The organism is Stenotrophomonas sp. ASS1 (assembly GCF_004346925.1).
GTDB classification, from domain to species: Bacteria; Pseudomonadota; Gammaproteobacteria; order Xanthomonadales; family Xanthomonadaceae; genus Stenotrophomonas; species Stenotrophomonas maltophilia_A.
This window is the reverse complement of sequence record NZ_CP031167.1, coordinates 1303311-1326566: the sequence shown is the minus strand read 5'-3', so window position 1 is coordinate 1326566 and position 23256 is coordinate 1303311. Positions and strand designations below refer to the sequence as shown.

Genomic DNA, 23256 nt, shown 5'->3' with positions numbered 1-23256 from the left:
CCCCCGAATGTGCTGCGGTGACAACCTCCCTTGGAACCGGCCCAGCCTATGACCGGCAATGTGTTTGCCATGCGAAAAGGGGACGGAGGGGATTAAGTCGTTTTCGGCATAAGCGCACTGCCGGGCATAAACGACTTAATCCCCTCCGTCCCCTTTTCCAGGCCCATAACGGACAACGCCAGCCCGGAGGCTGGCGTTGTTCAGGACCGCAGGTGCGGCTTAGAAGCTGCGCGGGCCGCGCGGCTTGAAGCCGTCACGACGCGGCGGGCGGCTGTCGCGGTCACCGCCGCGGTCACCGCCGCGGTCGCCACCGTGGCCACCCGGACCGCCCGGGCCACCGCGACGCGGGCCACCCGGGCCGCCCGGACCACGCCTGTCGAAGCGCGGCTTGAACGGACGCGGGGCCGGGTTGGTGTCTTCACCCGGAGCCAGCGCACGCATCTGCAGCTGCTGGCCGGACACCCACACCTTCTGCAGGTGCGACAGCACGTCCGGCGGCATCTGTGCCGGCAGGTCCAGCAGCGAGAAGTCGTCGTGGATGTCGATGCGGCCGATGAAGCGGCTTTCCAGACCGGCTTCGTTGGCAATGGCGCCAACGATGTTGGCCGGCTTCACGCCGTGCTGGTGGCCGACCGAAATGCGGTAGGTCTCCATGCCCTGCTCCGGCGCACCACGCGGCGGAACCTCACGGCGCGGACGCTGCTCGAAGCCACCTTCGGCGTCGTCGCGGCGCGGGCCACGCTCGAAGCGCGGACCACGCTCGTTGCGGTCGAAGCGATCGCCACGTTCCGGACGGTCACCACGGTCGAAGCGTTCGCGCGGTGCGCGCTCTTCACGCGGGGCACGCACCGGCGGCTGCAGCAGGAACGGGGTGTCACCCTGCAGCATCTTGGCCAGCGCGGCAGCCACTTCGATGGCCGGCACGTTCTGCTCGTTCTCGAAACGCTCCAGCAGCTGGCGGTAGAAGTCCAGGCCACCGGCGCCGAGGGTTTCGCTGATGCGCGAGGTGAACTTGTTGATGCGGGTGTCGTTGACCGCTTCCACACTCGGCAGCTGCATCTCTTCGATCGGCTGGCGGGTGGCGCGCTCGATCTGGCGCAGCATGCCCTTCTCGCGCGGGGTGGCGAACAGGATCGCCTCGCCGCTGCGGCCGGCACGACCGGTACGGCCGATGCGGTGCACGTAGCTTTCGGTGTCGTACGGGATGTCGTAGTTCAGCACGTGGCTGATGCGCTCCACGTCCAGGCCGCGGGCAGCCACGTCGGTGGCGACCAGGATGTCCAGCTTGCCTTCCTTCAGCATGGCGATGGTGCGCTCACGCTGGGCCTGCTGCATGTCACCGTTGATGGCGGCAGCGGCCAGGCCACGGGCCTGCAGCTTGCTGGCCAGTTCTTCGGTGCCGGCCTTGGTGCGCGCGAAGATGATCATCGCGTCGAACGGCTCGACTTCCAGGATGCGGGTCAGCGCGTCCAGCTTGTGCATGCCGCTCACCCACCAGTAACGCTGGCGGATGTTGGCCGAGGTGGTGGTCTTGGCCGCGATGGTCACTTCCACCGGGTCCTGCAGGTAGGTCTGCGCGATGCGGCGGATCTGCGGCGGCATGGTGGCCGAAAACAGGGCCACCTGGCGCTGCTCCGGCAGCTTCTTCAGCACGGCTTCGACGTCGTCGATGAAGCCCATGCGCAGCATTTCATCGGCTTCGTCCAGCACCAGCGTCTTCAGCTCGGACAGGTCCAGAGTGCTGCGGTCCAGGTGGTCGATCACGCGGCCGGGGGTACCGACCACGATGTGCACGCCGCGGCGCAGGGCCGACAGCTGCTGGCCGTACGGCTGGCCGCCGTACACCGGCAGCACGCGGAAGCCCGGGATCTTCGACGAATAGGACTGGAACGCCTCGGCAACCTGGATGGCCAGTTCGCGGGTCGGCGCCAGGATCAGGGCCTGCGGCTTGATCTGCTGCAGATCGATGTTGGACAGAACCGGCAGCGCGAACGCTGCGGTCTTGCCGGTGCCGGTCTGGGCCTGGCCCAGCACGTCGCGGCCTTCCAGCATCGCCGGGATGGTGGCGGCCTGGATCGGCGACGGGGTTTCGTAGCCGATGGCGGTGACCGCCTGCATCACGGGCTCGGACAGGCCGAGCTGCGCGAACTGCAGCGGCGCTTGGGAATCTTGGGACATGGGGAACTCCGAAGACACTGCCGTCTTCCTGGCAGTGCGATAAAAAAGGTGATGGTCCGCGCTTTGGGCGCCCTTCTTATCGCGTGCCCTGGCGCTGCTCGGTTGGAGGAGATTTCACTCGCTCAGAGCGGAATCATACCGCATTGATCCTGAACAAGGCGTACAGCTTGCCGTGCGCGTACCGTCATGCCCCAAGCTGGCGCACAATACGCGCCCTCTTCACCGGCCCGGCCGCTGGCTGCGCCCTTCCCCAGGAACCTCGCTCCATGCAGATTCTCGAATTCGACCTCGACGGTGACTACGTCGAACTCAAGCAGCTGCTCAAGCTGGCCGACCTGGTCACCAGTGGCGGCGAGGCCAAGATGGTCATCGGTGACGGCCAGGTGCGGGTCGACGGCGAAGTCGAACTGCGCAAGGCCTGCAAGATCCGCGCAGGCCAGGTGGTCGAGTTCGCCGACAGCCAGATCCGGGTGCTGGCCGCCGGCTGATCTGAACGGGCTGATCTGAACCGGTTCAGGCCACGCGCTGGGTCAGGTGCGAGGCGATCAGCTGCCTGAACGGTGCCACGCCCTGTGCCAGACGCAGGCCCGCCGCGCGCAGCAGCCGCGCCGGGCGGCGATCGTCGGTATACAGGCTGGCGATGGCATTGGTGGCCTCGTACAGCGGCCGCGACGCCAGCCGGTGACCCCGCTGGTACCTGGCCAGCATGCCGGCGGCAGCGATGTCGGCACCGCGACGCTGCTGTTCGACGATGCCCTGCGCCAGCCGCTGCGCGCTGGCCAGGCCCAGATTGAAGCCATGTGCGGTGACCGGATGCATGCCCACCGCGGCATCGCCGATCAGCGCCGAACGCTCGCCGACGAAACGGTGCGCGTACACACCCACCAGCGGATACGCCTGCGGCGTGGCCGCTGGCTGCATGCGGCCAAGACGGTGTTCGAAGCAGGCACCGATGGCCTCACCGAAGGCCACCTCGTCCATCGCCAGCAGTTCTTCAATCTGCCGCGGTGGCAGCGTGATCACTGCTGATGCCTGGCCTTCGTTGAGCGGCAGCAACGCCATCGTGCGGCCGTAGCCGAACCATTCCCAGGCAGTGTGGTGATGATCACGCTCAACCTGCATGCGGCACACCAGCATCGACTTGCCGAAGTCGCGCATCTGCGCGCCGATGCCGAGCATGCGGCGGGTTGCGGAGAAGCGGCTGTCAGCGGCGACCAGCAGGCGCGCATGAAGTTGGCTGCCGTCATCGAGTTTGACCACGTGGCCCTGCGCATCGGCCTGCACGCCCAGAACCTTGCGCCCGTCGAACAGCTCCAGGCCGTCCTGCCCCTGCACGGCATCCCATGCAGCGCGGCGGATCAGATGGTTGGGCACCAGCCAACCCAGCGGCTGACCGTCCACCTGGCTGCTGGCGAAGGTCAGCGCGAACGGCGAGCCGCCGTTCATCACCTTGGCATCGCGCAGTTCAGCGACTTCGGCCTGCGGCAGGCGCTGCCACAGCCCCAGCTGCTCCATGCTCTGCCGCGAGGCATGGGTCAGCGCAATCTCACGGCCATCGAAGGCGGCCTCGGCAAGGGCCTGGCGCGGTTGAACTTCGACCAGCCCGACCTGCAGGCCGCTACCGGCCAGCGCACGCGCGAAACACAGCCCCGCCGGTCCGGCGCCGACCACCACCACGTCCATCCTGCGCATGCGCGCCTCCTGCCGTTGATTCAGTCCGCGCCAGCATAGCGCCGCGCACCTGACCGGCCTTGATCTGGATCAGGCCGGGATCACAACAACGCGAACACCAGCGCCAGGATCGACAGCAGCGACACTGCCCAGACCAGGCTGCGCACGTAGGGCACGCCCGCGGCATACAGCGGCAGGTAGACCACGCGCGCCCAGAAGTAGGCCTGCGCCGCCAGCGCCGTGGTGTCGTTGCCGCGCCCGGCCACGACCACTGCGATGGCGGCGGCAGCGAAGAACGGGAACGTCTCCAGGAAGTTGGCCTGCGCACGCTGCAGGCGCCCGGCCAGCGGGCTGAGTGGCCTGGCTTCGCCATCACGCGCCGAGGCATTCCACTTCATCCCGCGCTCGCGGGTGACCACAGTGGAGGTAGCGAAGATGTAGACAAAGCCCAGCAGCACCGACCAGGCCAGCATCGTCAGTTCAGTTGCCATCGATCATCTCCTCAGGGTGCCGACGCACGCAGGCTGTAACCGGCCAGGCGCCACACCTGGTCCTCGTCGAAACGGAACGAGACGAGCTCGCGTACCGGCTGCGCGCTGTTGGCGAAACGGGTCGGGAAGCTGACGTTGATGTACAGCCCCTCCGGCACCGCGGCACCGGCGCTGTACTTGACCCGGGTGATGGTCGGCTGGCCACGCCCGGCCAGCGCGCCCAGGCGCGTGCGCTCGGCAGTCAACTGGCTGACGAAGGCGGCCTTCGGTACTGCACGGCGCGCGACGGCCGAAGCGCCATCCCACAACTCGCCTGCGCGGTTGGCATCGACCAGCTGCGCCGCCTTCACTGCGGCCGCGCCCATTTCCGCATCCTGCTTCTGCACCTGCGCCTGCTGCGCGGCAGTCAACGCCGGAGCGCCGGCCGTGGCCGGTTTCGCAGCCGCCGGCGATGCCGGTGCGGGGCGCGCGGGTGCCGGTGCAGGCGTGGCCGGCGCGGGTGCCTGCGCCAATGCGGTCAGGGGCAGCAGGGACAGCAGCAGGAGCACGCGCTTCATGGACACCGCCGGTTCTCGGGAAAGAACCGCAGTCTACGCCAGCGCGGTGAGCTGTTCGTCAGCGCGCGTGGGCGCTGCCTTCCACCGCTGCGGCATCGGCCTGCGCGGCAGGCGTGCCGGCGTCTGCTGGCGCCTGTTCGGCCACCGGCGGTGGCTCCGAAGGCGCAGGCGGCAGCGTTGCCACATCGATCTCCGACAGCGGGCTTTCTTCCGGGCACACCGCATCGGGGAAGCCGAAGCGCTGCTTCAACGCCTGGCCGCAGCTGTTGATCGATTCCATGTCGGCGCCTTCGTGCTTGCACTGCTGGTCGAAGGCGATCAGGAACGCGTCCTTGCGCTGCACGAAGTCGTCACCACAGGCACGCATCTGCTTGATCCGCTCCAGGTCGTCCTGCACCGCGTTGGTGCCGTCCAGGCCGTACTGGCGCAGTTCGTCCGGCGTCAGCAGGCGCAGGCTGCGGTTGGGCACCGTCATCATCAGATCGGCCACGCCCACCGCCACGCCGTTGCGCTGCAGGTAGTCCTTTACGTTGTCGTAGACCTCGTGCAGCTCGCGGTTGAGCTCGGCGCGCGAAGTGGCCTTGGAACTGATGCGCATCATGCGGTGGATGCCGACCTTTCCCGACAGCAGCCGGTTGTCACCAGCGGCCAGCACGAACACGCAGGCGCTGTGGCAGATCGAGCCTTCGCGCACCCAGATGGTCCAGCCCGATTCACCGATGCTGTCACCGGCGACGATCGCCGATTCCACCTGACCGCCGCTGGAGTCCAGATCGAGGATGCGCTTGTGGATCTTCTGTTCATCGGCGACCACGGCAAGTCGCCACATCATTTCGGCGAAGCCCGGATTGATCTTGCCGGCGTAACGCACACGCATCAGGCCACGCTCGGCACACGGCGCCAGGGCCTGGGCAATCTGCTCGCGCTGCAGGCCCTCCAGCTCGACGCCATCGCCCGCCTCACCGGCGTACTCGGTACTGCAGCTGACCCAGGCGCGGCCATTCTCCAACTGCGCCTGCGGCCAAGGCCGATCCGCCCGGCTGCGCGGCGGCGCCGGCGGTGGCGGTGCGTCAGCCGCATTGATCGACACCATGTTCTCGCCATCACTGGCCGGCGCCCGCGCCGCCTTGTCGGCAGCGGTCACATTGCCCGGATTCTCCAGCTGACTGCAGCCCGCCAGGGCCAGGCACAACAGGGGCAACCAGCGAAATTTGGCGGACATCGGGCAACCGGGATTCATGGGAGCAAGAGCCACAGTCTACCCGTCCAGGCCGCGCATTCAGCGCGTGGCACTGAACCCCTTCTGACCCTTGGGAAAAAGCGTGTCGACCAAGGTCGACACCTACCAACAGCAAAGCGTGCCGACCAACGGTCGGCACCCACCAACTGCAGCGACCAACTGTCAGAGGTGGGGCGGTGTGGGCTGACAGGACCGTTGGCGCCATGGATGGCGCCATCGAGCCCCCATGGACGGGTTTACGGCGTGTCCTGACAGCCCACACCGCCCCGCCATCCCACGGACTGCCAGCTTTTGATTGAGACGTTGACGTTGACGTTGCGGGTGCAGGGCTGCAAGCCCTGCCAGAACCCCCTCCAGCATCCATGTCCGAATCCGGCGAGTATCGCCGCCCGCACGCGCCTAGACTGGCGCCATGGACACCGCCCTCGCCCTCGACACCGCCGCCTGCGACCGCGCCCGCCTGGCCCGCGACGCACGCTTCGACGGCGTGTTCTTCACCGCCGTGCGCAGCACCGGCATCTATTGCCGCCCCGTGTGCCCGGCACCGCCACCGAAGCCGCGCAACATCGCTTACTACCCGACTGCGGCCGCTGCTGCGGCAGCCGGTTACCGCCCGTGCCTGCGCTGCCGCCCCGAGCTGGCACCGCAAGCGCAGCAGGCACTGGCCGGGCAGACCGTGCAGCGCGCACTGGCCCTGATCCATGGTGGCTTCCTGCAGGAACAGCCGGTAGCCGACCTCGCAGAGAAGATCGGACTCAGCGCGCGCCAGCTGCAGCGCCTGTTCGTCGAACATCTGGGCGCAACGCCAGGGCAGATCCACGCCACCCATCGGCTGCTGCTGGCCAAGCAGCTGCTGACCGAGACCACGCTGCCGGTGACCGACGTCGCGCTGGCCGCCGGCTACAACAGCCTGCGCCGTTTCAATACGGCCTTCCTGCAGGGCTGCGGCATGGCACCGACAGCACTGCGTCGCCAGCACCAGCCGCTGGCCGCCGATGACGGCTGCCTGGTACTGCGCCTGGCGTACCGCCCGCCGTTGGATTTCCCACGCATGCTGGCCTTCCTGCGCAAGCGCAGCCTGCCCGGCATCGAGCTGATCGGCGAAGACAGCTACCAGCGCGTGCTCGGCACGCCGGAGCGCCCCACCCTGCTGCGCGTCACCGCCGACCCGAAGCGCCCGGAACTGCGCCTGCAGCTGGGCGCGGTCGATCCGCGCCTGATCCCCGACATCGTCCGCCGTGTGCGTCGCGTATTCGATCTGGATGCCGACCTGCAGCAGGTCCACGCCGCACTGGATGAGGAACCCTTGCTGGCGCGTGGCATCGCCGAGCGCCCCGGGCTGCGCGTCCCCGGCGGCTGGGATGGCTTCGAGGTCGGCGTACGCGCCGTGCTCGGACAGCAGGTCAGCGTGGCCGCGGCCACCACCTTCGCGCGGCGGCTGGTGGATGCCTATGGCGCGCACCTGCCGGGCATGCCGCCGGAATTCGATCGCCAGTTCCCGGCCCCCGAGCTGCTGGCAGAAGCGCCACTGGAATCGATCGGCCTGCCACGCAGCCGCGCCGCCACCGTGCGTGCGCTTGCCGCCGCCTGTGCCAGTGGCGCGCTCGACTTCGGCCCGGGCCAGGCGCTGGAAGAGTTCGTTTCCCGCTGCGTGGCACTACCCGGCATCGGTCCGTGGACCGCGCAGTACATCGCCCTGCGCGGGCTCGGCCAGCCCGATGCTTTCCCCGCCGGCGACCTGGTACTGCAGCAGGTGCTCGGCCATGCGCAGGGCCAGCGCCTGAGCGAACGTGCCACCGAAGCACGCTCGCAACCGTGGCGCCCTTGGCGCGCCTATGCCGTGCTGCATCTTTGGCACCTGTCCGGCACTTTCGTTGGAGAACCGACATGACCCTGTTGTTCGACCGTTTCGATAGCCCGATCGGCGTGCTGACCATCGCCGGTGACGAGCGTGGCCTGTCCCATGTGCTGTTCCCGGAAAACCGCCACCCGGCACGCGGCCGCGACGACTGGCACTACGCGCCGGATGCGCTGCCGGAAGCACGCGAGCAGCTGCTGCAGTTCCTGCACGGCGAACGCAGCAGCTTTGACCTGGAGCTTTCGCCACGCGGCACGCCGTTCCAGCTGCGCGTGTGGCAGGCGCTGGCGCTGATCCCGTTCGGCCAGACCTGGAGCTACCTGCAGCTGGCGCAGCATCTGGGCCAGCCCAGTGCGACCCGCGCCGTCGGCGCTGCCAATGGGCGCAATCCGCTGCCGATCATCCTGCCCTGCCATCGCGTGATCGGCAGCAACGGCGCACTGACCGGCTTCGGTGGCGGCCTGGAAACCAAAGCCGCGCTGCTGCGGCTGGAACAACGCCAGGCCCCGCTGTTCGCCTGAGAGGGCTGGCCGGGCTGCACCCGGCACCCGCAGAGGCTAGAGCAACAGCAACAGCGGGCTTCCTGCGATCTGTCGGGACGGCGCACTGCGCGGCTGCTGGTAGGTGTCGACCTTGGTCGACACGGTAGATCCACGCCATGCGTGGATGGAAGCATCAGGAATATGCCTGGAGAAAAACCCCCTTCTTGTTGAAGGGGGCGCGCCGACAGGCGCGGGGATAAGGAAAAATGCGCGGACACGCTGCGCCCTTCGGCGCAACGTGTCTTGGGGTGGTCATTGCACCGGCTTATCATGGGCGGATGACTTCCGTACGCCTGACCTGCGCGCTGGCGCTGCTGCTGCCATTGGCCGCCTGCACCACCGCGCCCGCCCCTTCCGCCTCCGCTCCCACCGCTGTCGCTGCGGCTGCGCCGCCGAAGCTGCTGCTGATCTCGATCGACGGACTGCGCGCCGATGCGCTGGACCGCGGCCTGACCCCGAACCTGCAGCGCCTGATCGACGGCGGCGTGCGTGCACGCTGGATGACCCCGTCCTATCCGTCGCTGACCTTCCCCAACCACTACACCATCGTCACCGGCCTGCGCCCGGACCACCACGGCATCGTCAACAACAGCATGGACGATGAAGCCCTAGGGCGGTTCGAGCTGAGCAACCGTGAGGCGGTCACCACCAGCGGCTGGTGGGGCGGCGAACCGATCTGGGTCGGCGCCGAGAACGCCGGGGTGCGTTCGGCCACCACCTCGTGGCCGGGCAGTGAATCGGAAATCCGCGGTGTGCGCCCAAGCCAATGGCGCGTGTACGACGGCAAGGAACCGCTGGAACAACGCGCGGGCACCGTGCTGGACTGGCTTGCACAGACCGATGCCGACGCCCCCCGCCTGACCACGCTGTACATGGAGCACGTGGACAAGGCCGGCCACAACTACGGCCCCGAATCGAAGCAGTACGCCGACGCCATCGTGCGCGCCGACCAGATCATCGGCCAGGTGCTCGATGGACTGCAGCAGCGCGGCCTGGCCGCGACCACCAACGTGATCGTGGTCTCCGACCATGGCATGGCCAGCGTCCCGGTCGGCCAGGTGATCTCCACCGAATCAATGGCCGCCCCGGCCATCGCTCGCAACGTCAGCCAGGGCCAGTCGGTGGGTTTTGCGCCGTTGGCCGGTCACGAAGCCGCAGCCGAGCGCGCCCTGCTCGGTCGTCACGCGCACTACGAGTGCTGGAAGAAAGAAAACCTGCCGCCGCGCCTGCACTACGGCACCCACCCGCGCATTCCCGCCATTGTCTGCATGATGGATGAAGGCTGGGATGCCCTGCACCAGGGGAAGATCGCCAAGCGAGACCATCAGGATCGCGGCTCGCATGGCTACGACAATGCCCTGCCCTCCATGCGCGCGGTATTCGTGGCCAGCGGCCCGTCGTTCCGCCAGGGCCTGGTGATCGATGGCTTCGACAATGTCGACGTCTACCCGCTGCTGGCGCACCTGCTGCAGGTGCCGGCCGCACCGAACGACGGCAATCCGGAAACGCTGAAGAAAACCCTGCGCTGATCGTACGTCTTCCGCCGGGCATGGCCCGGCGAACGCAGCAAGCGGAACGACGAGCACAAAAAAACGCGGCGCCAGGCGCCGCGTTTTTCGTTGAACCGGTCCAGGCCGGATCAGGCCTTGGCGACGGCCTTCTTCGCCACAGCCTTCTTCGCCGGAGCCTTGGCCACGGTCTTCTTGGCAACCGGAGCAGCGGCGCCTACGGCGACCTTGCTCGCGGTGTGCGAACGGGCGTTGCCGTAGCTGGCGTTGTAGCGCTTGCCCTTGGCGGTCTTGCGGTCACCCTTACCCATGTCTTCAACTCCTCAAATGTGAAATCTGGTTACCCCGTACTGACACGGGTTCGGCGGGGCCGCCTTGCTGGGCGCCCCCGCGCACGATCGAAAATCCTATCACGGAGCGCCTAGTGCGCGCAGCTGGCGTCGTGCACGTGACCGTGGTTGAGGCGCAGGTTGACCAGATGGGCGACCCCCACCAGCAGGCCGCCGATGGTCATCACCACCGCGTGTGGCACCGCATTGTGGTGCAGCGGGTCGTACAGCACGCCGGCCCACAACGCGACCAGGCCGGGAATCAGGAAGCCCAGCGCACGCAGCGCACCGTGCCGGCGGTAGCCCCAGACCAGGCTGAACAATCCGAGCAGGGTGACGAACACCACCAGCGCCTGTTCCACCCCATCGCTCAGCCAGAACGACAGGCCCAGCGACGGCGCCGCGGCCAGCAGCACGGGGATCACCGCGCAGTGCACCGCGCACAGCATCGAACCGGTGGCGCCGAAACGGTCTAGCAGGTGGCGCAGGCGTGAGGACAGGGACATGACTTCCAGCAGGGTCGGCGAATCGTTATGGAATAATATAACATCTGTTCCCGACCCGCACGGTTTCCCTCCCCCTGTCCCGCTGACGGGATACGTGCGCCCAGCGATTGATACAGTGTAACAAAGGACCCACCGATGCCCGCCCGTACCCCGCGGTTGAAGCCGCATTCCCTCGCCCTGGCCCTGACCGCCCTGCTTCCGACCGCTGCCTTCGCCGCCAGCGAAGACGATTCCCATCGTGACCGCCACCTGACTGAACTGTCGTCGGTGCAGGTCACCGCGTCGCCGCTGCAGGGCGATGCCGAATCGCTGGCGCGCCCGGTGGACGTGCTGGCCGGTGAGCGCCTGGACGAGCAGAAGGCCGGCACCCTCGGCGATACCGTGGCCAAACTGCCCGGCGTGCAGAGCACCTTCTTCGGCCCTGGCGTCGGCCGCCCGATCATCCGCGGCCAGGAAGGCCCGCGCGTGGCCGTGCTGTCCAATGGCATGGGCAACATGGATGCCTCCACCGTCAGTGCCGACCATGCCACCAGCATCGAGCCGTTCCTGGCCGACCAGATCGAAGTACTGAAGGGCCCGGCCACGCTGCTGTTCGGCAGCGGCGCCATCGGTGGCGCGGTCAATGTGGTCGATGGCCGCATCGCGCGCGAGCTGCCGGAGCGCCCGCTGAGCGGCCGCGCCGAGCTGCGCGGCAATTCGGTGAACAACGAACGTAGCGGCATGTTCCGCCTCGATGGCGTCAGCGGCAATGTCGTGCTGCACGTGGATGGCCTGGTCCGCAATGGCGATGACTACCGCATTCCCGGCTATGCCGTGATCGACAGCCTTGAAGATCATCACGATCACGACCATGACCACGCGGGCGAGGAAGGCGAAGAGCCGCGCCGCGGCCGCCTCGACAACAGCTCGATCCGCACCCGCGCCGGCGGTGTCGGCGCAACGTGGCTGGGCGACGGCGGCTACTTCGGCGTATCCGCCAGCACCTATCGCACCAACTACGGCATTCCCAATGGCGCGCACGTGCATGCCGATGGCGATGATCATGGCCATGACCACGGCCACGACCATGGCGATGAAGAGGAAGGCGGCGACGAGCATGACGTGCGCATCGACATGGTGCAGAACCGCTTCGAGACCAAGGCCGGCATCTACAACCCGGTCTCGTTCCTGAAGAACATCAATGCACGCGTGGCCTACACCGACTACGAACACGTGGAGCTGGAAGCCGGCACGCCGTCCACCCGCTTTACCAACCGTGGCATCGAGGCGCGCCTGGAAGCGGTGCAGCAGCAGATCGGCGGCTGGGACGGCGCCTTCGGCCTGCAGTTCGGCAACAGTGATTTCGGTGCCAAGGGCGAAGAGGCGTTCGTTCCGGATACCGGCACGAAGAACATCGGCCTGTTCGTACTGCAGGAAAAGCAGTTCGGCCCGTTCAAGCTGGAACTGGGCGGCCGCCACGACCAGGTCAAGCTGGACCCGACCGGTGACTATCGCCGCCGCACCTTCGGCGCCACCAACCTGTCTGCGGCCGGCATCTGGAAGCTCAACGATGCCGTTGACCTGCGCATCGGCGTGGACAGCTCCGAGCGTGCACCGACCAACGAAGAGCTGTATGCCGCCGGCGCGCATATCGCCACCCGCTCGCTGGAAATCGGCGACGCCAACCTGAAGACCGAGCGCGGCCAGCGCGTGGAACTGGGTATCCACACCCACAGCGAACGCCTGGACTTCTCCGCGTCGGTCTACCAGACCAGGTTCAAGGACTTCATCTACCTGGCCGACACCGGCGTCACCGAGGGCCTGCCGGTTCGCGCCTGGACGCAGCAGGATGCGGTGTTCCGCGGTGCCGAAGCCGAAGCGCTGGTGCACCTGTTCGAAGGCGGCGCCGGTGATTGGGATCTGCGCGTGTTCGGCGACTACGTGAAGGCCAAGCTGGATGGCAGCGGCAGCCGCAACCTCGACATCGCCGTGCCGCATGGCGACCACAACCACAACTACTCGGTGGAACTGGCCAACACCGGCTACCTGCCGCGCATCGCCCCGGCCCGCGTCGGCGCCGACCTGCGCTGGTCGAAGGACGGCTGGCGCGCCTCGGTCGGTGCGGTCCGCTACAGCCGCCAGAAGGATGTCGCCCAGAACGAAGCGCCGAGCGACGGCTACACCCTGGTCGACGCGCATCTGGCCTACCGCTGGGATCGCAACGCGAGCAACAGCTACGAAGTGTTCCTGGATGGCAGCAACCTGACCAACCGCGAAGTGCGTCCGCATACCTCGCTGCTGCGTGATTACTCGCCGCTGCCGGGCCGTGGTGTCGCATTCGGCATCCGCGCGTTCTTCTGATCGCGTAGTGGAGTCGGATCCCATTCCAGAGGAATGGGTTCTGACCCCAGCCTCAGCCCACGCATGGCGTGGATCCAATGCAAGCAGATCCGATGGGGGCCTTCTGGCCCCCATCTCTTTGTGCAACATCCATCACGCATTCGTCACAAAGATGTGCGTACCACAACAAGCGGACAATCCCGTCACTCAAAGTCTCGCCAATCGGACACTTTTGTCCGAAAATAATTCCATGACTGCCCAACGTGCCGATGCTGCTGCCCGCCGTGCCCTCATCCTCGACGCCGCCGATCATGTGTTCGGCCAACACGGTGTCACCGCCCCGCTGGATCTGGTGGTCGAACGCGCCCAGGTGGGCCGCGCCACCCTGTACCGCAACTTCCCCGACCGCACCGCGCTGATCCAGGCACTGCTGCAACGTACGGTCGACCGTATCCGGCGCCAGGTCGAGCAGCTCGGCGACCGCGACGATGCCCTGTTCGAGGTGTTCGAAGGCATGGCCCAGCGCATCATCGATTCGCCGGCACTGGCCGATTACTGGCGCGCGGTGGATTCGGACGTGCCAGCCATGCGCACCGCGCGCGAGACCGTGCGCGATCTGCTGGAAGCACCGATCGCCCGTGCCAAGGCCGCCGGACTGTGCCGTGCCGACCTGGAGAAGACGGACATTTCACTGATCTCGGGCATGCTGGGCGCAGCCCTGCGCGGCAAGACCCGCGACGAGCGCGCCCACCTGGCCGGGCGTGCCCTGCAGCTGCTGCGCGGGGGTCTCCAGGGAGCAACCAGCGAGGCCCGCTGATGGTCCAGCCGTATCTGAAGCCGGTTCCGGATTGGGAGGAGCACGAGAAGCCGACCATGCCCGGTTCGGCGTCGATGCCCTGGCACCCACCGTATCGACGCGTGGCCTATGCACTGGTGTCGCTGCTGGTGGCGATTACCGGCGGTCTTGGCAATGCACTGGTCACCGCCAACCTGCCCTTCCTGCAGGGCCAGCTGGCACTGACGCCGACCCAGGGCAGCTGGCTGGTGGCGGCCTATGCAATGGTCAACGTCACGGCCAACCTGCTGGCCTTCAAGTTCCGCCAGCAGTACGGCATCCGCCTGTTCGCCGAGATCGGGCTGGGGCTGTACGCAGCTCTGGCCGTCCTGCATCTGTTCGTCGGCAGCTTCGAGACCACGATGCTGACCCGCGCCGCCAGCGGCTTCGCGGGTGCGGCCTGTTCGACACTGGGCACGCTGTACATGCTGCAGGCGCTGCCGCGCCGCTTTACCGGCAATCTGCTGGTGGTCGGCGTCGGCCTTTCGCAGCTGGCGGTGCCGATCGCCTGGATCGTTTCACCAGGCCTGGTCGATACCGGCCAATGGCACCAGCTCTACTCATTCGAAGCCGGGCTGGCACTGTGCGCGTTCGCGGCAGTGGTGGTGCTGAAGCTGCCGCCCGGCATCCAGGTGAAGGCGTTCGAACCGCTGGACTTCCTCACGTTCGCCCTGCTTGCACCGGCCGTCGCACTGCTGGTGATCGTGCTGGCGCAGGGCTACACCCGCTGGTGGCTCAACACGCCATGGCTGGGCTGGGCGCTGGTCGCCTCGATCGTGCTCTCCACCACTGCCTTCATCATCGAACACTACCGGCGCAATCCACTGCTGCAGATCCGCTGGCTGTCGAAGCTGCCGGTGCTGCACTTCATCGTCGGCGCGTTCCTGATCCGCTTCCTGACCACCGAGCAGTCCTATGGCGTGGTCAACCTGATGCGCACGCTGGGCATGGGCCCGGACCAGATGCGCCCGCTGTTCGTAGTGATCCTCGCGGGCGTGGTCACCGGCATCGCCGGTGCCTCGCTGACCTTCGGCCCGAAGCGGCTGATCGCCCAGCTGCTGATGGCGATCCTGCTGCTCGGCGCTGCCGCCTTCTTCGATCAGCACCGCACCAGCATGGATCGACCGCACGACTTCTACGTCAGCCAGTTCCTGGCCTCGGTCGGTGCCGGCATGTTCATGGGCCCGTTGATCATGCTCGGCATTTCCGCCGCGCTGAAACAGGGCGTGGACCACATGATCACCTTCCTGGTGACGCTGTCGATCACCCAGACGCTGGGCGGCCTGGCCGGTTCGGCGGTGCTGGGTACCTTCCAGCTGCACCGCGAGCAGCTGTACTCCAGCGCGTTGACCAGCCAGCTCGACCCGGCCGACCCGGTGGTGGCGCAGCGCCTGCGCATCCAGCAGCAGCTGTACAGCGCACAGATCACCGACCCGGTGCTGCGCAGCGCGCAGGGCAGCGCGCAGCTGGCGCAGACCACGCGCCGCGAAGCCAACGTGCGTGGCTTCAATGATGTGTTCACGCTGAGCGGTTGGCTGGCGATCGGCTTCCTGGGCTGGTTGCTGCTGCTGTCGCTGCGCACCGCCGTGCTCAAGCAATGGCGCAAGCGCCACCCCACTTCCCCCGCTGCGGTCACGCCGGCCGCGCCCCGCTGAGTCCTCCTCCATGCCTCCCGTCCCGCCCCGCCCCGACGACATCGACGCCGACAACGTCACTCCACCGCCGCCGACCGATGCGGCGCCTGCGCCCACGCCCGCGGCACCGGCTGCCGCGCCGAAGTACCTCAAGCCCAGCGCGCGCAGCGTGGTGGTGATGGTGGTGGTGGCCTTGCTGGGCATTGCGCTGATCCTGCGCGCCTGGCACCTGTGGCCGTTCACCAGCAGCGTGATGGTGACCGACAACGCCTATGTGCGCGGGCAGATCACGGTGATGGCGCCACAGGTGAACGGCTACGTGACCGAGGTGCTGGTGAAGGACTTCCAGCACGTGAGGGAGGGCGAGCCGCTGCTGCGCATCGATGACCGCATCTACACGCAGCGTGTCGCTCAGGCGCAGGCAACCCTGGACAGCGCACGTGCGGCACTGGCCAACTCGGACCAGTCGCAGGCACAGAACCGTGCGCAGATCGCTTCGGCGCACGCCACACTGTCGGCCGGCCAGGCCGAGCTGCAGCGTTCGCGCAATGAATTGAAACGCTACGAGGAACTGGCTGCGCAGCAACTGGTGTCGGTCAACGACCGCGACAAGTTCCGCACCACCCAGGCCTCGGCACAGGCCAGCGTGCAGCAGTCGCAGGCGCAGATCCGCATCGCCGAGGAAACGCTGGTCTCGACCCAGGTGGCGCGCAAGAGCCTGGAGGCCCAGGTGGAAAGCGCGCAGGCGCAGCTGGAGCTGGCGCGCATCGACCTGGCCAACACGGTGATTCACGCACCGCGCGACGGCCAGATCAGCGAAGCCAGCGTGCGCGTGGGCCAGTACGTCACCGCCGGTTCGCAGCTGCTGTTCCTGGTGCCTGACACGCTGTGGGTGGTGGCCAACTACAAGGAAGGCCAGACCTGGGGCATGGCGATCGGCCAGCCGGCCACGTTCTCGGTGGACGCGTTCCAGGGCCAGGTGCTGCGCGGCCGCGTGCAGGAGATCGCACCCGCCACAGGTTCGGAGTTCAGCGTGCTGCGCCCGGACAACGCCAGCGGCAACTTCACCAAGGTGGTGCAGCGGCTGCCGGTGCGGATATCGATCAATGAAGGCCAGACGCTGGCCGCGCAGCTGCGGCCCGGCATGTCGGTGATCGTGCGGGTGGATACCCGGTCCAAGCCGATGGACTAGGGTGCAGGCTGCTGGCTGCCTTCACCCCATTGATCCGCTACCGTTGCGGATCTGGATCAGGATCGCTGGAAGACGATGAAATTCACGACACTGGCCAGGCGGGCGGCCAAGGACACGCTGGAAGCGGAAGATCTGATCGCCTTCGTGCAGGAGCACGGCGCCGAAGGTGGCGAGGAGATTGAGCGGCTGCGGATACTGCACGGTTGGCCGGATGATGGCCTGCTGGGCGATGGTAGCCGGGTCGTACCGTTCGGCGGCTGGGCCAAGGCCTGCACCGCCTGGGGACGCCAGGGCGTGGAAGGTCTGCGCGATATGCTGGGTGACCCCCAGCTGGCAGTGTTCGCGCTCGGCACACTGGCCGATGTGAGTGGCCCCGCCGCCATTGCCATCCTGCTGGACTTTGCCGAACGCGCTGACTGGTCGCGTGCGGGCACACCGCGTGATCTGCCCTGCCAGGCGCTTTACTGCCTCAATACCGCGCTTTCGGGGAAGACCGGCGTTGAGGTTACACCCGGCATGCAGGCGTCGATGCTGCGTATCGCCAAGCTCATCTGGGACGCCAGGGTGCCCAATGTGCATTTCCTGGCGCAGGCACTGTATTTCGTGCGCCGTGCCGACCCGGTACCAGCGCTCGCCTGGGTCGAGCAGTTGCGGGTGGACGACCCTGTGCTGGTCGACGCACAGCGCAGCGTCCTGAAGCGTCTGAAAGAGCACGCCGCCCGGGACTGAGCGTACGGCTCAGTCCGGGTACGCGCCGCGACTCAGCCCGCGCAGCGCGCGCAGAGGCCGTGCACTTCCAGGGTCTGCGCCTGCGGCTGGAAGCCCAGCTCCTTGGCGCGCTTCTCCAGCTGGGTGACGATCTCGCGGTCTTCCAGCTCCACAGCACTGTGGCAGCTGTTGCAGATCAGGAACGGCACCGAGTGCGCGGCACTGCTGGGATGGTGGCAGGCCACGAAGGCATTCACCGATTCCAACTTGTGCACGAAGCCATTGGCCATCAGGAAGTCCAGCGCGCGGTACACGGTGGGCGGGGCATCGGCGCCCACGCCCTTGCCGTTGCGCACCCATTCCAGCAGCTCGTAGGCCTTGACCGGCTTGCCGGCCTCGGCGATCAGCTTCAGCACATTGGCGCGGATCGGGGTCAGGCGCAGCCCGCGTTCGCGCGAGACGCGCTCGACCACCGCCACGAAATCCGATGCGTCGTGGACGTGGTGGTGCGGGGCGGTACAGGCAGTGGCGGTCTTGGCGGGCATGCGTGTTCTCCGGTTCGGGCCTGGCAAGGATGCCTCAGGCCGTTGCTACCTTGGTGATGGCCACATCAATGCGTTTCAAGGCCTGCTCGCGGCCGGCCAGGTAAACGGTATGGGAAATGTCAGGACTGACCTGGGTGCCGGTGATGGCCACGCGCAGCGGCTGGGCCACCTTGCCCATGCCGATTTCCAACGCTGCGGCCGCGTCGTGCAGGGCGACGCCCACCGACTCGGCGGTCCATTCCGGCAGGGCGGCCAGCAGCTCGCGGGCCTTGCCCAGCGCCACTTCGGCACCGGCCTTGAAGTGCTTGGCCACCGCCGCTTCGTCGTACTCGGTCAGCGGCTGGTACCAGACCACGGCCTTCTCGGCCATTTCCTTCAGGGTCTGCACGCGTTCACGCAGGGCGATCACCACGTCCTCCGGGGCGGGGCCGGCGGCCACGTCCAGGCCCAGCTTCTGCAGCTGGTAGACCAGGTGCGGCACGATCGCGGCCACGTCCTCGGTCTTCAGGAAGTGCTGGTTGACCCAGCCCAGCTTGGCCATGTCCAAGCGCGAGGCCTTGGAGTTGCAGTCCTTCACGTCGAACAGGTCGATCAGCTCCTGGCGGCTGAACAGCTCCTGGTCACCGTGCGACCAGCCCAGGCGGGCCAGGTAGCTCAGCAGCGCGTCCGGCAGGTAGCCGGCGTCCTTGTACTGCATCACGTCGGCCGCGCCGGTGCGCTTGGACAGCTTGGCGCCCTGCTCGTCGAGGATCATCGGCATGTGGCCGAACTTCGGCACCGGCGCGCCGATGCCTTCGTACAGGTTGATCTGGCGCGGGGTGTTGTTGATGTGGTCGTCGCCGCGGATGACCTCGGTGATGCCCATGTCCCAGTCGTCCACCACCACCGCGAAGTTGTAGGTGGGGTAGCCGTCCGGGCGGAAGATGACCATGTCATCCAGCTCGCTGTTGGCGATCTCGATGCGGCCCTTGATCAGGTCGTCGAACACCACCGTGCCTTCCAGCGGGTTCTTGAAGCGGATGACGCGGTTCGGGTCGTCCTTGCGCGGCAGGCCCAGTTCGCGTGCAGCGCCGTTGTAGCGCGGCTTTTCCTGCCTGGCCATGGCGGCCTCGCGCATCGCGTCCAGCTCTTCGCGGGTCTCATAGGCGTAGTACGCCTTGCCGTCGGCCACCAGCTGCTCGGCCACTTCCATGTAACGGGCGACGCGGTCGGTCTGGTAGATCGGGCCTTCGTCATAGTCCAGGCCCAGCCACTCCATCGCCTCCAGGATCGCGTCGATCGCGCCCTGGGTGCTGCGTTCACGGTCGGTGTCCTCGATGCGCAGCACGAACTCGCCGCCACGGTGGCGGGCCTCCAGCCAGCAGTACAGCGCGGTGCGGGCACCGCCGATGTGCAGGTAACCGGTGGGGCTGGGGGCGAAGCGGGTGCGGCAGGTCATGGACGGCTCGAGGAACGGGAATCCCCCGATTTTACCAGCCCGCCGCCCCCGACGGAAAAAGGGGACGGAGGGGATTAAGTCGCGATTGCCCAGCCGCTGGGCCTGCAACCGTGAAACGGATGGGAGAAACGACTTAATCCCCTCCGTCCCCTTTTACGGTTCTACCTTGCGGGGGAAGGACTGCTCGCGCATCGCGGCGTTGTAGGCGAACGAGGCGACGATGGCTGCGGCCTGCTTCAGGTCTTCCGGTTCGGCGTGGTCCCAGGTGTCCAGGTGGCTGTGGTGGACGTTGGTGAAGTAGTCCAGCCGGTCCTGGATGAACTGGAAGCCCGGCAGGCCGATGCGGTCGAAGCTGATGTGGTCGGTGCTGCCGGTGTTGCGGGTGGCCACGGTGGTGGCGCCGACGTCATGGAACGGGGCCAGCCAGGCTTCGAAGATCGGCATCGCCGCCAGGTTTTCCTGTGCATAGATGCCACGGAAGCGGCCCGAGCCGTTGTCCATGTTGAAGTAGACCTGGAACTTGCCGTAGTCGCGGGTCTTCTGCAGCGCGCCGGTCGGCTCGCGCAGCGAGGCCGGCAGCGCCTTCTGCGCCGGGTCGGTGGGTTCCGGGAAACGGCCGAAGTGCTTGGCCACATAGGCCTGCGAGCCGATCAGGCCCTGCTCCTCGCCGCTCCACAGCGCCACGCGGATGGTGCGCTTGGGCTTGGCGCCGGTGGCCTTGAGGATGCGCATCGCTTCCATCATCACCGCCACGCCGGCCGCGTTGTCGGCCGCACCGGTACCACTGTGCCAGGAATCCAGGTGCGCGCCGATCATCACCACTTCATCGGGCCTGCTGCTGCCACGGATCTCGGCCAGCGTGTTGTAACCCGGCTGGTCGGCCTCGTCGGTGAAGCGCGCGGCCACATCCACGCGCAGGCGCACGGTCTGCTTGGCCTCCAGCGCGCGCACCAGCGGATTGAAGTGCTCGCTGATCATCGCCAGCTCGGGAATGCCCACCGACTCACCGGCCTTGCGCGAGCCGCCGCCGGCAACGCGGATGATGCCGTTGTCCCAGCTGCTGATGCTGATCGAGGCCAGCGCGCCTTCTTCCACGAAGAACGCATTGACCTTGGTCGCCAGCTGCTGGCGTTCCTGGTATTCCTTGACCCGCTTCGCACGCTCGGCGGTGGCGTCCTTGTCCTTGGGCAGGGTGAACTCCTGCAGGCCCTCCAGCGAGGTGGCGTCGTGGCGGTGCGAATCCGCCTCGGTGCCGCGCTTGTACTCGCGCGCCTCGCCCAGCAGCAGGATCTTGCCGCGCAGCTTGCCGCGGTACTTCTCGATGTCCTCGGGCTTCTTGATCTCGACCTGCACCAGTTCGCCTTCAACCGGTCCCTTGGTGCCCGGCGTCCACGCCTTCGGCAGTGCATGCAGCGGCTGTACACGGTCCCCCAGCATCTCCACGCTGGCCGAGGTGAACTCCCAGCCGCGCCCGAAGTCGTCGAAGGCTTCGTCGTGGACGTTGTCCAGCTTCCATTCGTTGAACTTGCCGCGGGTCCACGCATTGGCGCGGCCCATCGCCGGCGAATTGGTCAGTCGCGGGCCGATGCGTTCGGTGAGGTAGCTGAAGGTGTCCATCACCTGCGAACGGTGGAAGGCCTCCTGGCGGATGCGGCTGACCATGTCCAGGTCCACCGGCTCGCGCTGCTGCGCGCCTGCATTGCCACCCATCGCCAGCGCGACCGCCAGCATGCCCCACTTCATCACATCGCACCCCTGCCCTTCGGCTCGATCATCAACCCATCGAGTCTAGCCAGCAGGGGCGCGCCGATACCGTCCCATCGGTCATGGACAGCGCGGAAGCGTGCGAACCAAGGTTCGCACCCACAGGAGAGGTGGTTGGTTCGCAGCCACAGGAGAGTGGTTGGTTCGCACCTGCCACGCCACCTCATCCACTCCATCCCAGCCACAACTGCGCCCGTTCCGGCAGCAGCAGCAACCAGTGCCGCCGGTCGATGCTGCTGCAGCCGTACACCGCCGCATGCGCGGGCCAGTCCTCGGGCAGGCCGCCGATGCCGATCTCGGCCAGCGCCTCCGCCCCGGCCTTCCATGGCCGGTAGTGCGGCACCCGGCCAGCCAGCGCGCCGCGTCCCTGCCGCGCGCCGTGCAGCCAGGCCAGTCCCTGGCCCTGCAATCCCTCGCAGGTCACCGCTGCCAGCTGGAAGCGGACCAGACCGGGGGCGATCCGTGCCCCCGGCAGGGCCGCCAGCACGCCATGTGCCTGCAGCAGCGCATCCACTTCCAGCAGGGCCGGAATGCCCTGCCGTGCCCGTTGCCGCAATCCCTGGCGCCAGCTCATGACGTGCTCCTTACTTCAGTTCCGCGCCAAGCGCGTACCAGTCCACCCGGCGGGTCACCCACATCGCCAGCGCCAGGATCACGAACAGCAGCAGCGAACCCATCAGCAGCGCGTTGTTCTCCGACACCAGCAGGCCATACAGCGCGCCATACAACACGGTCAGCAGCGCAGCGAAGCCGAGGCCGCGCTTCCAGTGGCCCAGCACGTTGGCCAGGTACACCGCCTGCAGGCCAATACAGGCCACCGCCGAAACCAGGTAGGCCTTCCAGAACGCGATGTGCTCGGACAGGCTGATCAGCAGCAGGAAGAAGATCGCCAGCGCCAGGCCCACCATGAGGTACTGCAGCGGGTGGATGCGCAGTGACCTGATCAGCTCGAACAGGATGAAGCCGACGAAGGTGAGCAGCACGAACAGCACGCCGTATTTCGAGGCACGGTCGGCCTGGGTGTAGGCATCGACCGGATCAACCAGCGACACCGTCACCGCCTGCGACTCGACCGCACCATCATTGCGCAGCTGTCGTTGTGCATCGGAGGCCAGCGAAGACACCGCCCAGCGCGCATCGAAGCCCTGTGCGTCGACGCGACGTTCGTTGGGCAGGAAGGCGCCGCTGAACGACGGATGCGGCCAGCTCGAACGCAGTGCGATCTTGGTGTCATCGCCCACCGGCACCACCGACAGCATGCGGCTGCCATCCAGGCGCAGCTCGAGTTCGACAGTGCTGGCAGCCAGCGTACCGCCCTGTTCCGCGGCGAAACCGGCCACCGGCGCATGCAGGCCTCGCCCCACCTCGCTGGCCGCACCAACCCCCGGCAGCAGGCGCAGCTGCTTGCCATCCACGCGCAGGTTCGGCGTACCGACCAGGCCACGCACATCGGAAATGCCCACCGCCACATACGGCTGGCCGTAGCTGCGGCCGGCCTTCACCGGATAGTCGTCTGCAGCGAACGTCGCCTTCATCTGGCCGTTCCAGCTGTATACCGGCACCTTGAACAGGCCGACCTCACGCTGGCTCGGCAGCATCTCGCCGCCCACCTCCAGCGACGCCGGCATCTGCAGCCAGTGCCCCTCGGTGACCTGCACCTCGGTCTTCTTGACGCCCAGCGGGTCGACCAGTTCAACCTGCTTGCGTTCCACCCACGGCACCACCCGCACCGGGCCCACCAGCTGCTGTGCACCGGCGCGGCTGTCGGCCACCCGTGAGAAGGCCTCGTCGCGGTACGCGCTACGTTCGTTGATGACCCCGCGGATCATCGTCAGCGGCACCAGCAGCAGCAGGATCAGCCCGCCGACAATGGCGAACCGCAGCAGCATCTTCAGGGATTTCATGGTCCATCCTCGTTGGAGAGGGCTGCAGGATGGACCG

General features: G+C 67.3%; 21 protein-coding genes. 9 read left to right on the top strand and 12 right to left on the bottom strand.

Going from position 1 to position 23256, the window contains the following annotated elements:
• Positions 1–219: 219 nt before the first annotated feature.
• Positions 220–2178, bottom strand: a complete 1959-nt coding sequence (locus MG068_RS06150) for a DEAD/DEAH box helicase (RefSeq protein ID WP_132809668.1) — start codon at positions 2176–2178, stop codon at positions 220–222.
• A gap of 266 nt (positions 2179–2444) precedes the next feature.
• Here MG068_RS06150 and MG068_RS06145 point away from each other — a divergent pair, with 266 nt between their 5' ends.
• Positions 2445–2666 (top strand): RNA-binding S4 domain-containing protein, encoded by a 222-nt coding sequence (locus tag MG068_RS06145; protein WP_010486399.1) that lies wholly within the window; start codon positions 2445–2447, stop codon positions 2664–2666.
• A 25-nt stretch (positions 2667–2691) separates the two neighbouring features.
• Here the strand turns inward: MG068_RS06145 and ubiM are convergent, their stop codons facing one another.
• The 4 genes from ubiM to MG068_RS06125 form a co-directional block, all read right to left on the bottom strand.
• On the bottom strand, positions 2692–3870 hold the full coding sequence (gene ubiM / locus MG068_RS06140; protein ID WP_132809666.1) for a 5-demethoxyubiquinol-8 5-hydroxylase UbiM: 1179 nt from the start codon (positions 3868–3870) through the stop codon (positions 2692–2694).
• Between the two features lie 80 nt (positions 3871–3950).
• Entirely contained in the window at positions 3951–4340 is a 390-nt protein-coding gene (locus tag MG068_RS06135; protein WP_032128357.1) for an MAPEG family protein, read from the bottom strand.
• Positions 4341–4351: 11 nt separating this feature from the next.
• Positions 4352–4897, bottom strand: a complete 546-nt coding sequence (locus tag MG068_RS06130) for a DUF4019 domain-containing protein (protein ID WP_032128358.1) — start codon at positions 4895–4897, stop codon at positions 4352–4354.
• Between the two features lie 58 nt (positions 4898–4955).
• A complete protein-coding gene (locus MG068_RS06125) occupies positions 4956–6119 on the bottom strand; it encodes a COG3904 family protein (RefSeq protein WP_132809665.1) in 1164 nt (387 codons plus the stop codon).
• 430 nt (positions 6120–6549) lie between these two features.
• Here MG068_RS06125 and MG068_RS06120 point away from each other — a divergent pair, with 430 nt between their 5' ends.
• The 3 genes from MG068_RS06120 (at position 6550) to MG068_RS06110 (ending at position 10066) form a co-directional block, all read left to right on the top strand.
• On the top strand, positions 6550–8028 hold the full coding sequence (locus MG068_RS06120; protein ID WP_132809663.1) for an AlkA N-terminal domain-containing protein: 1479 nt from the start codon (positions 6550–6552) through the stop codon (positions 8026–8028).
• Positions 8025–8516 (top strand): methylated-DNA--[protein]-cysteine S-methyltransferase, encoded by a 492-nt coding sequence (locus MG068_RS06115; protein WP_132809661.1) that lies wholly within the window; start codon positions 8025–8027, stop codon positions 8514–8516. The genes MG068_RS06120 and MG068_RS06115 overlap by 4 nt, the downstream gene beginning before the upstream one ends.
• A 299-nt stretch (positions 8517–8815) precedes the next feature.
• On the top strand, positions 8816–10066 hold the full coding sequence (locus tag MG068_RS06110) for an alkaline phosphatase family protein (protein WP_132809659.1): 1251 nt from the start codon (positions 8816–8818) through the stop codon (positions 10064–10066).
• A 110-nt stretch (positions 10067–10176) separates the two neighbouring features.
• On the opposite strand, the gene MG068_RS06105 is transcribed toward MG068_RS06110, so the two are convergent.
• Both MG068_RS06105 and MG068_RS06100 read right to left on the bottom strand, forming a co-directional pair.
• The gene (locus tag MG068_RS06105; RefSeq protein WP_004150462.1) at positions 10177–10356 is read right to left on the bottom strand and encodes a 30S ribosomal protein THX; all 180 of its coding nucleotides are present in this window, start codon (positions 10354–10356) and stop codon (positions 10177–10179) included.
• 110 nt (positions 10357–10466) lie between these two features.
• Positions 10467–10880 (bottom strand): MerC domain-containing protein, encoded by a 414-nt coding sequence (locus MG068_RS06100; protein ID WP_008264835.1) that lies wholly within the window; start codon positions 10878–10880, stop codon positions 10467–10469.
• Between the two features lie 135 nt (positions 10881–11015).
• On the opposite strand from MG068_RS06100, the gene MG068_RS06095 reads away from it, so the two are divergent.
• The 5 genes from MG068_RS06095 (at position 11016) to MG068_RS06075 (ending at position 17589) form a co-directional block, all read left to right on the top strand.
• Complete coding sequence (locus MG068_RS06095) at positions 11016–13220, top strand: TonB-dependent receptor (RefSeq protein ID WP_132809657.1); 2205 nt, start codon at positions 11016–11018, stop codon at positions 13218–13220.
• A 229-nt stretch (positions 13221–13449) separates the two neighbouring features.
• Positions 13450–14016 (top strand): TetR/AcrR family transcriptional regulator, encoded by a 567-nt coding sequence (locus MG068_RS06090; protein WP_010483118.1) that lies wholly within the window; start codon positions 13450–13452, stop codon positions 14014–14016.
• Positions 14016–15689 (top strand): MFS transporter, encoded by a 1674-nt coding sequence (locus tag MG068_RS06085; protein ID WP_132809655.1) that lies wholly within the window; start codon positions 14016–14018, stop codon positions 15687–15689. The genes MG068_RS06090 and MG068_RS06085 overlap by 1 nt, the downstream gene beginning before the upstream one ends.
• Positions 15690–15699: 10 nt before the next feature.
• Entirely contained in the window at positions 15700–16860 is a 1161-nt protein-coding gene (locus MG068_RS06080) for an HlyD family secretion protein (protein WP_132809653.1), read from the top strand.
• Positions 16861–16935: 75 nt separating this feature from the next.
• Positions 16936–17589 carry a hypothetical protein gene (locus tag MG068_RS06075; RefSeq protein ID WP_121503869.1) on the top strand — a complete coding sequence of 218 codons (654 nt, stop codon included), beginning with the start codon at positions 16936–16938 and terminating at the stop codon, positions 17587–17589.
• A 32-nt stretch (positions 17590–17621) separates the two neighbouring features.
• On the opposite strand, the gene MG068_RS06070 is transcribed toward MG068_RS06075, so the two are convergent.
• The 5 genes from MG068_RS06070 to creD form a co-directional block, all read right to left on the bottom strand.
• On the bottom strand, positions 17622–18113 hold the full coding sequence (locus tag MG068_RS06070) for a Fur family transcriptional regulator (RefSeq protein ID WP_004150412.1): 492 nt from the start codon (positions 18111–18113) through the stop codon (positions 17622–17624).
• Positions 18114–18147: 34 nt separating this feature from the next.
• Entirely contained in the window at positions 18148–19551 is a 1404-nt protein-coding gene (gltX, locus tag MG068_RS06065; RefSeq protein ID WP_107433381.1) for a glutamate--tRNA ligase, read from the bottom strand.
• 153 nt (positions 19552–19704) lie between these two features.
• Positions 19705–21282: a M20/M25/M40 family metallo-hydrolase gene (locus tag MG068_RS06060; protein WP_132809651.1), complete on the bottom strand. Its 1578-nt coding sequence runs from the start codon at positions 21280–21282 to the stop codon at positions 19705–19707.
• 196 nt (positions 21283–21478) lie between these two features.
• Positions 21479–21889: a hypothetical protein gene (locus tag MG068_RS06055; RefSeq protein WP_132809649.1), complete on the bottom strand. Its 411-nt coding sequence runs from the start codon at positions 21887–21889 to the stop codon at positions 21479–21481.
• A gap of 10 nt (positions 21890–21899) precedes the next feature.
• Positions 21900–23219, bottom strand: coding sequence for a cell envelope integrity protein CreD (gene creD / locus MG068_RS06050; protein WP_032130265.1), 1320 nt, complete (start codon positions 23217–23219; stop codon positions 21900–21902).
• Positions 23220–23256 lie beyond the last annotated feature (37 nt).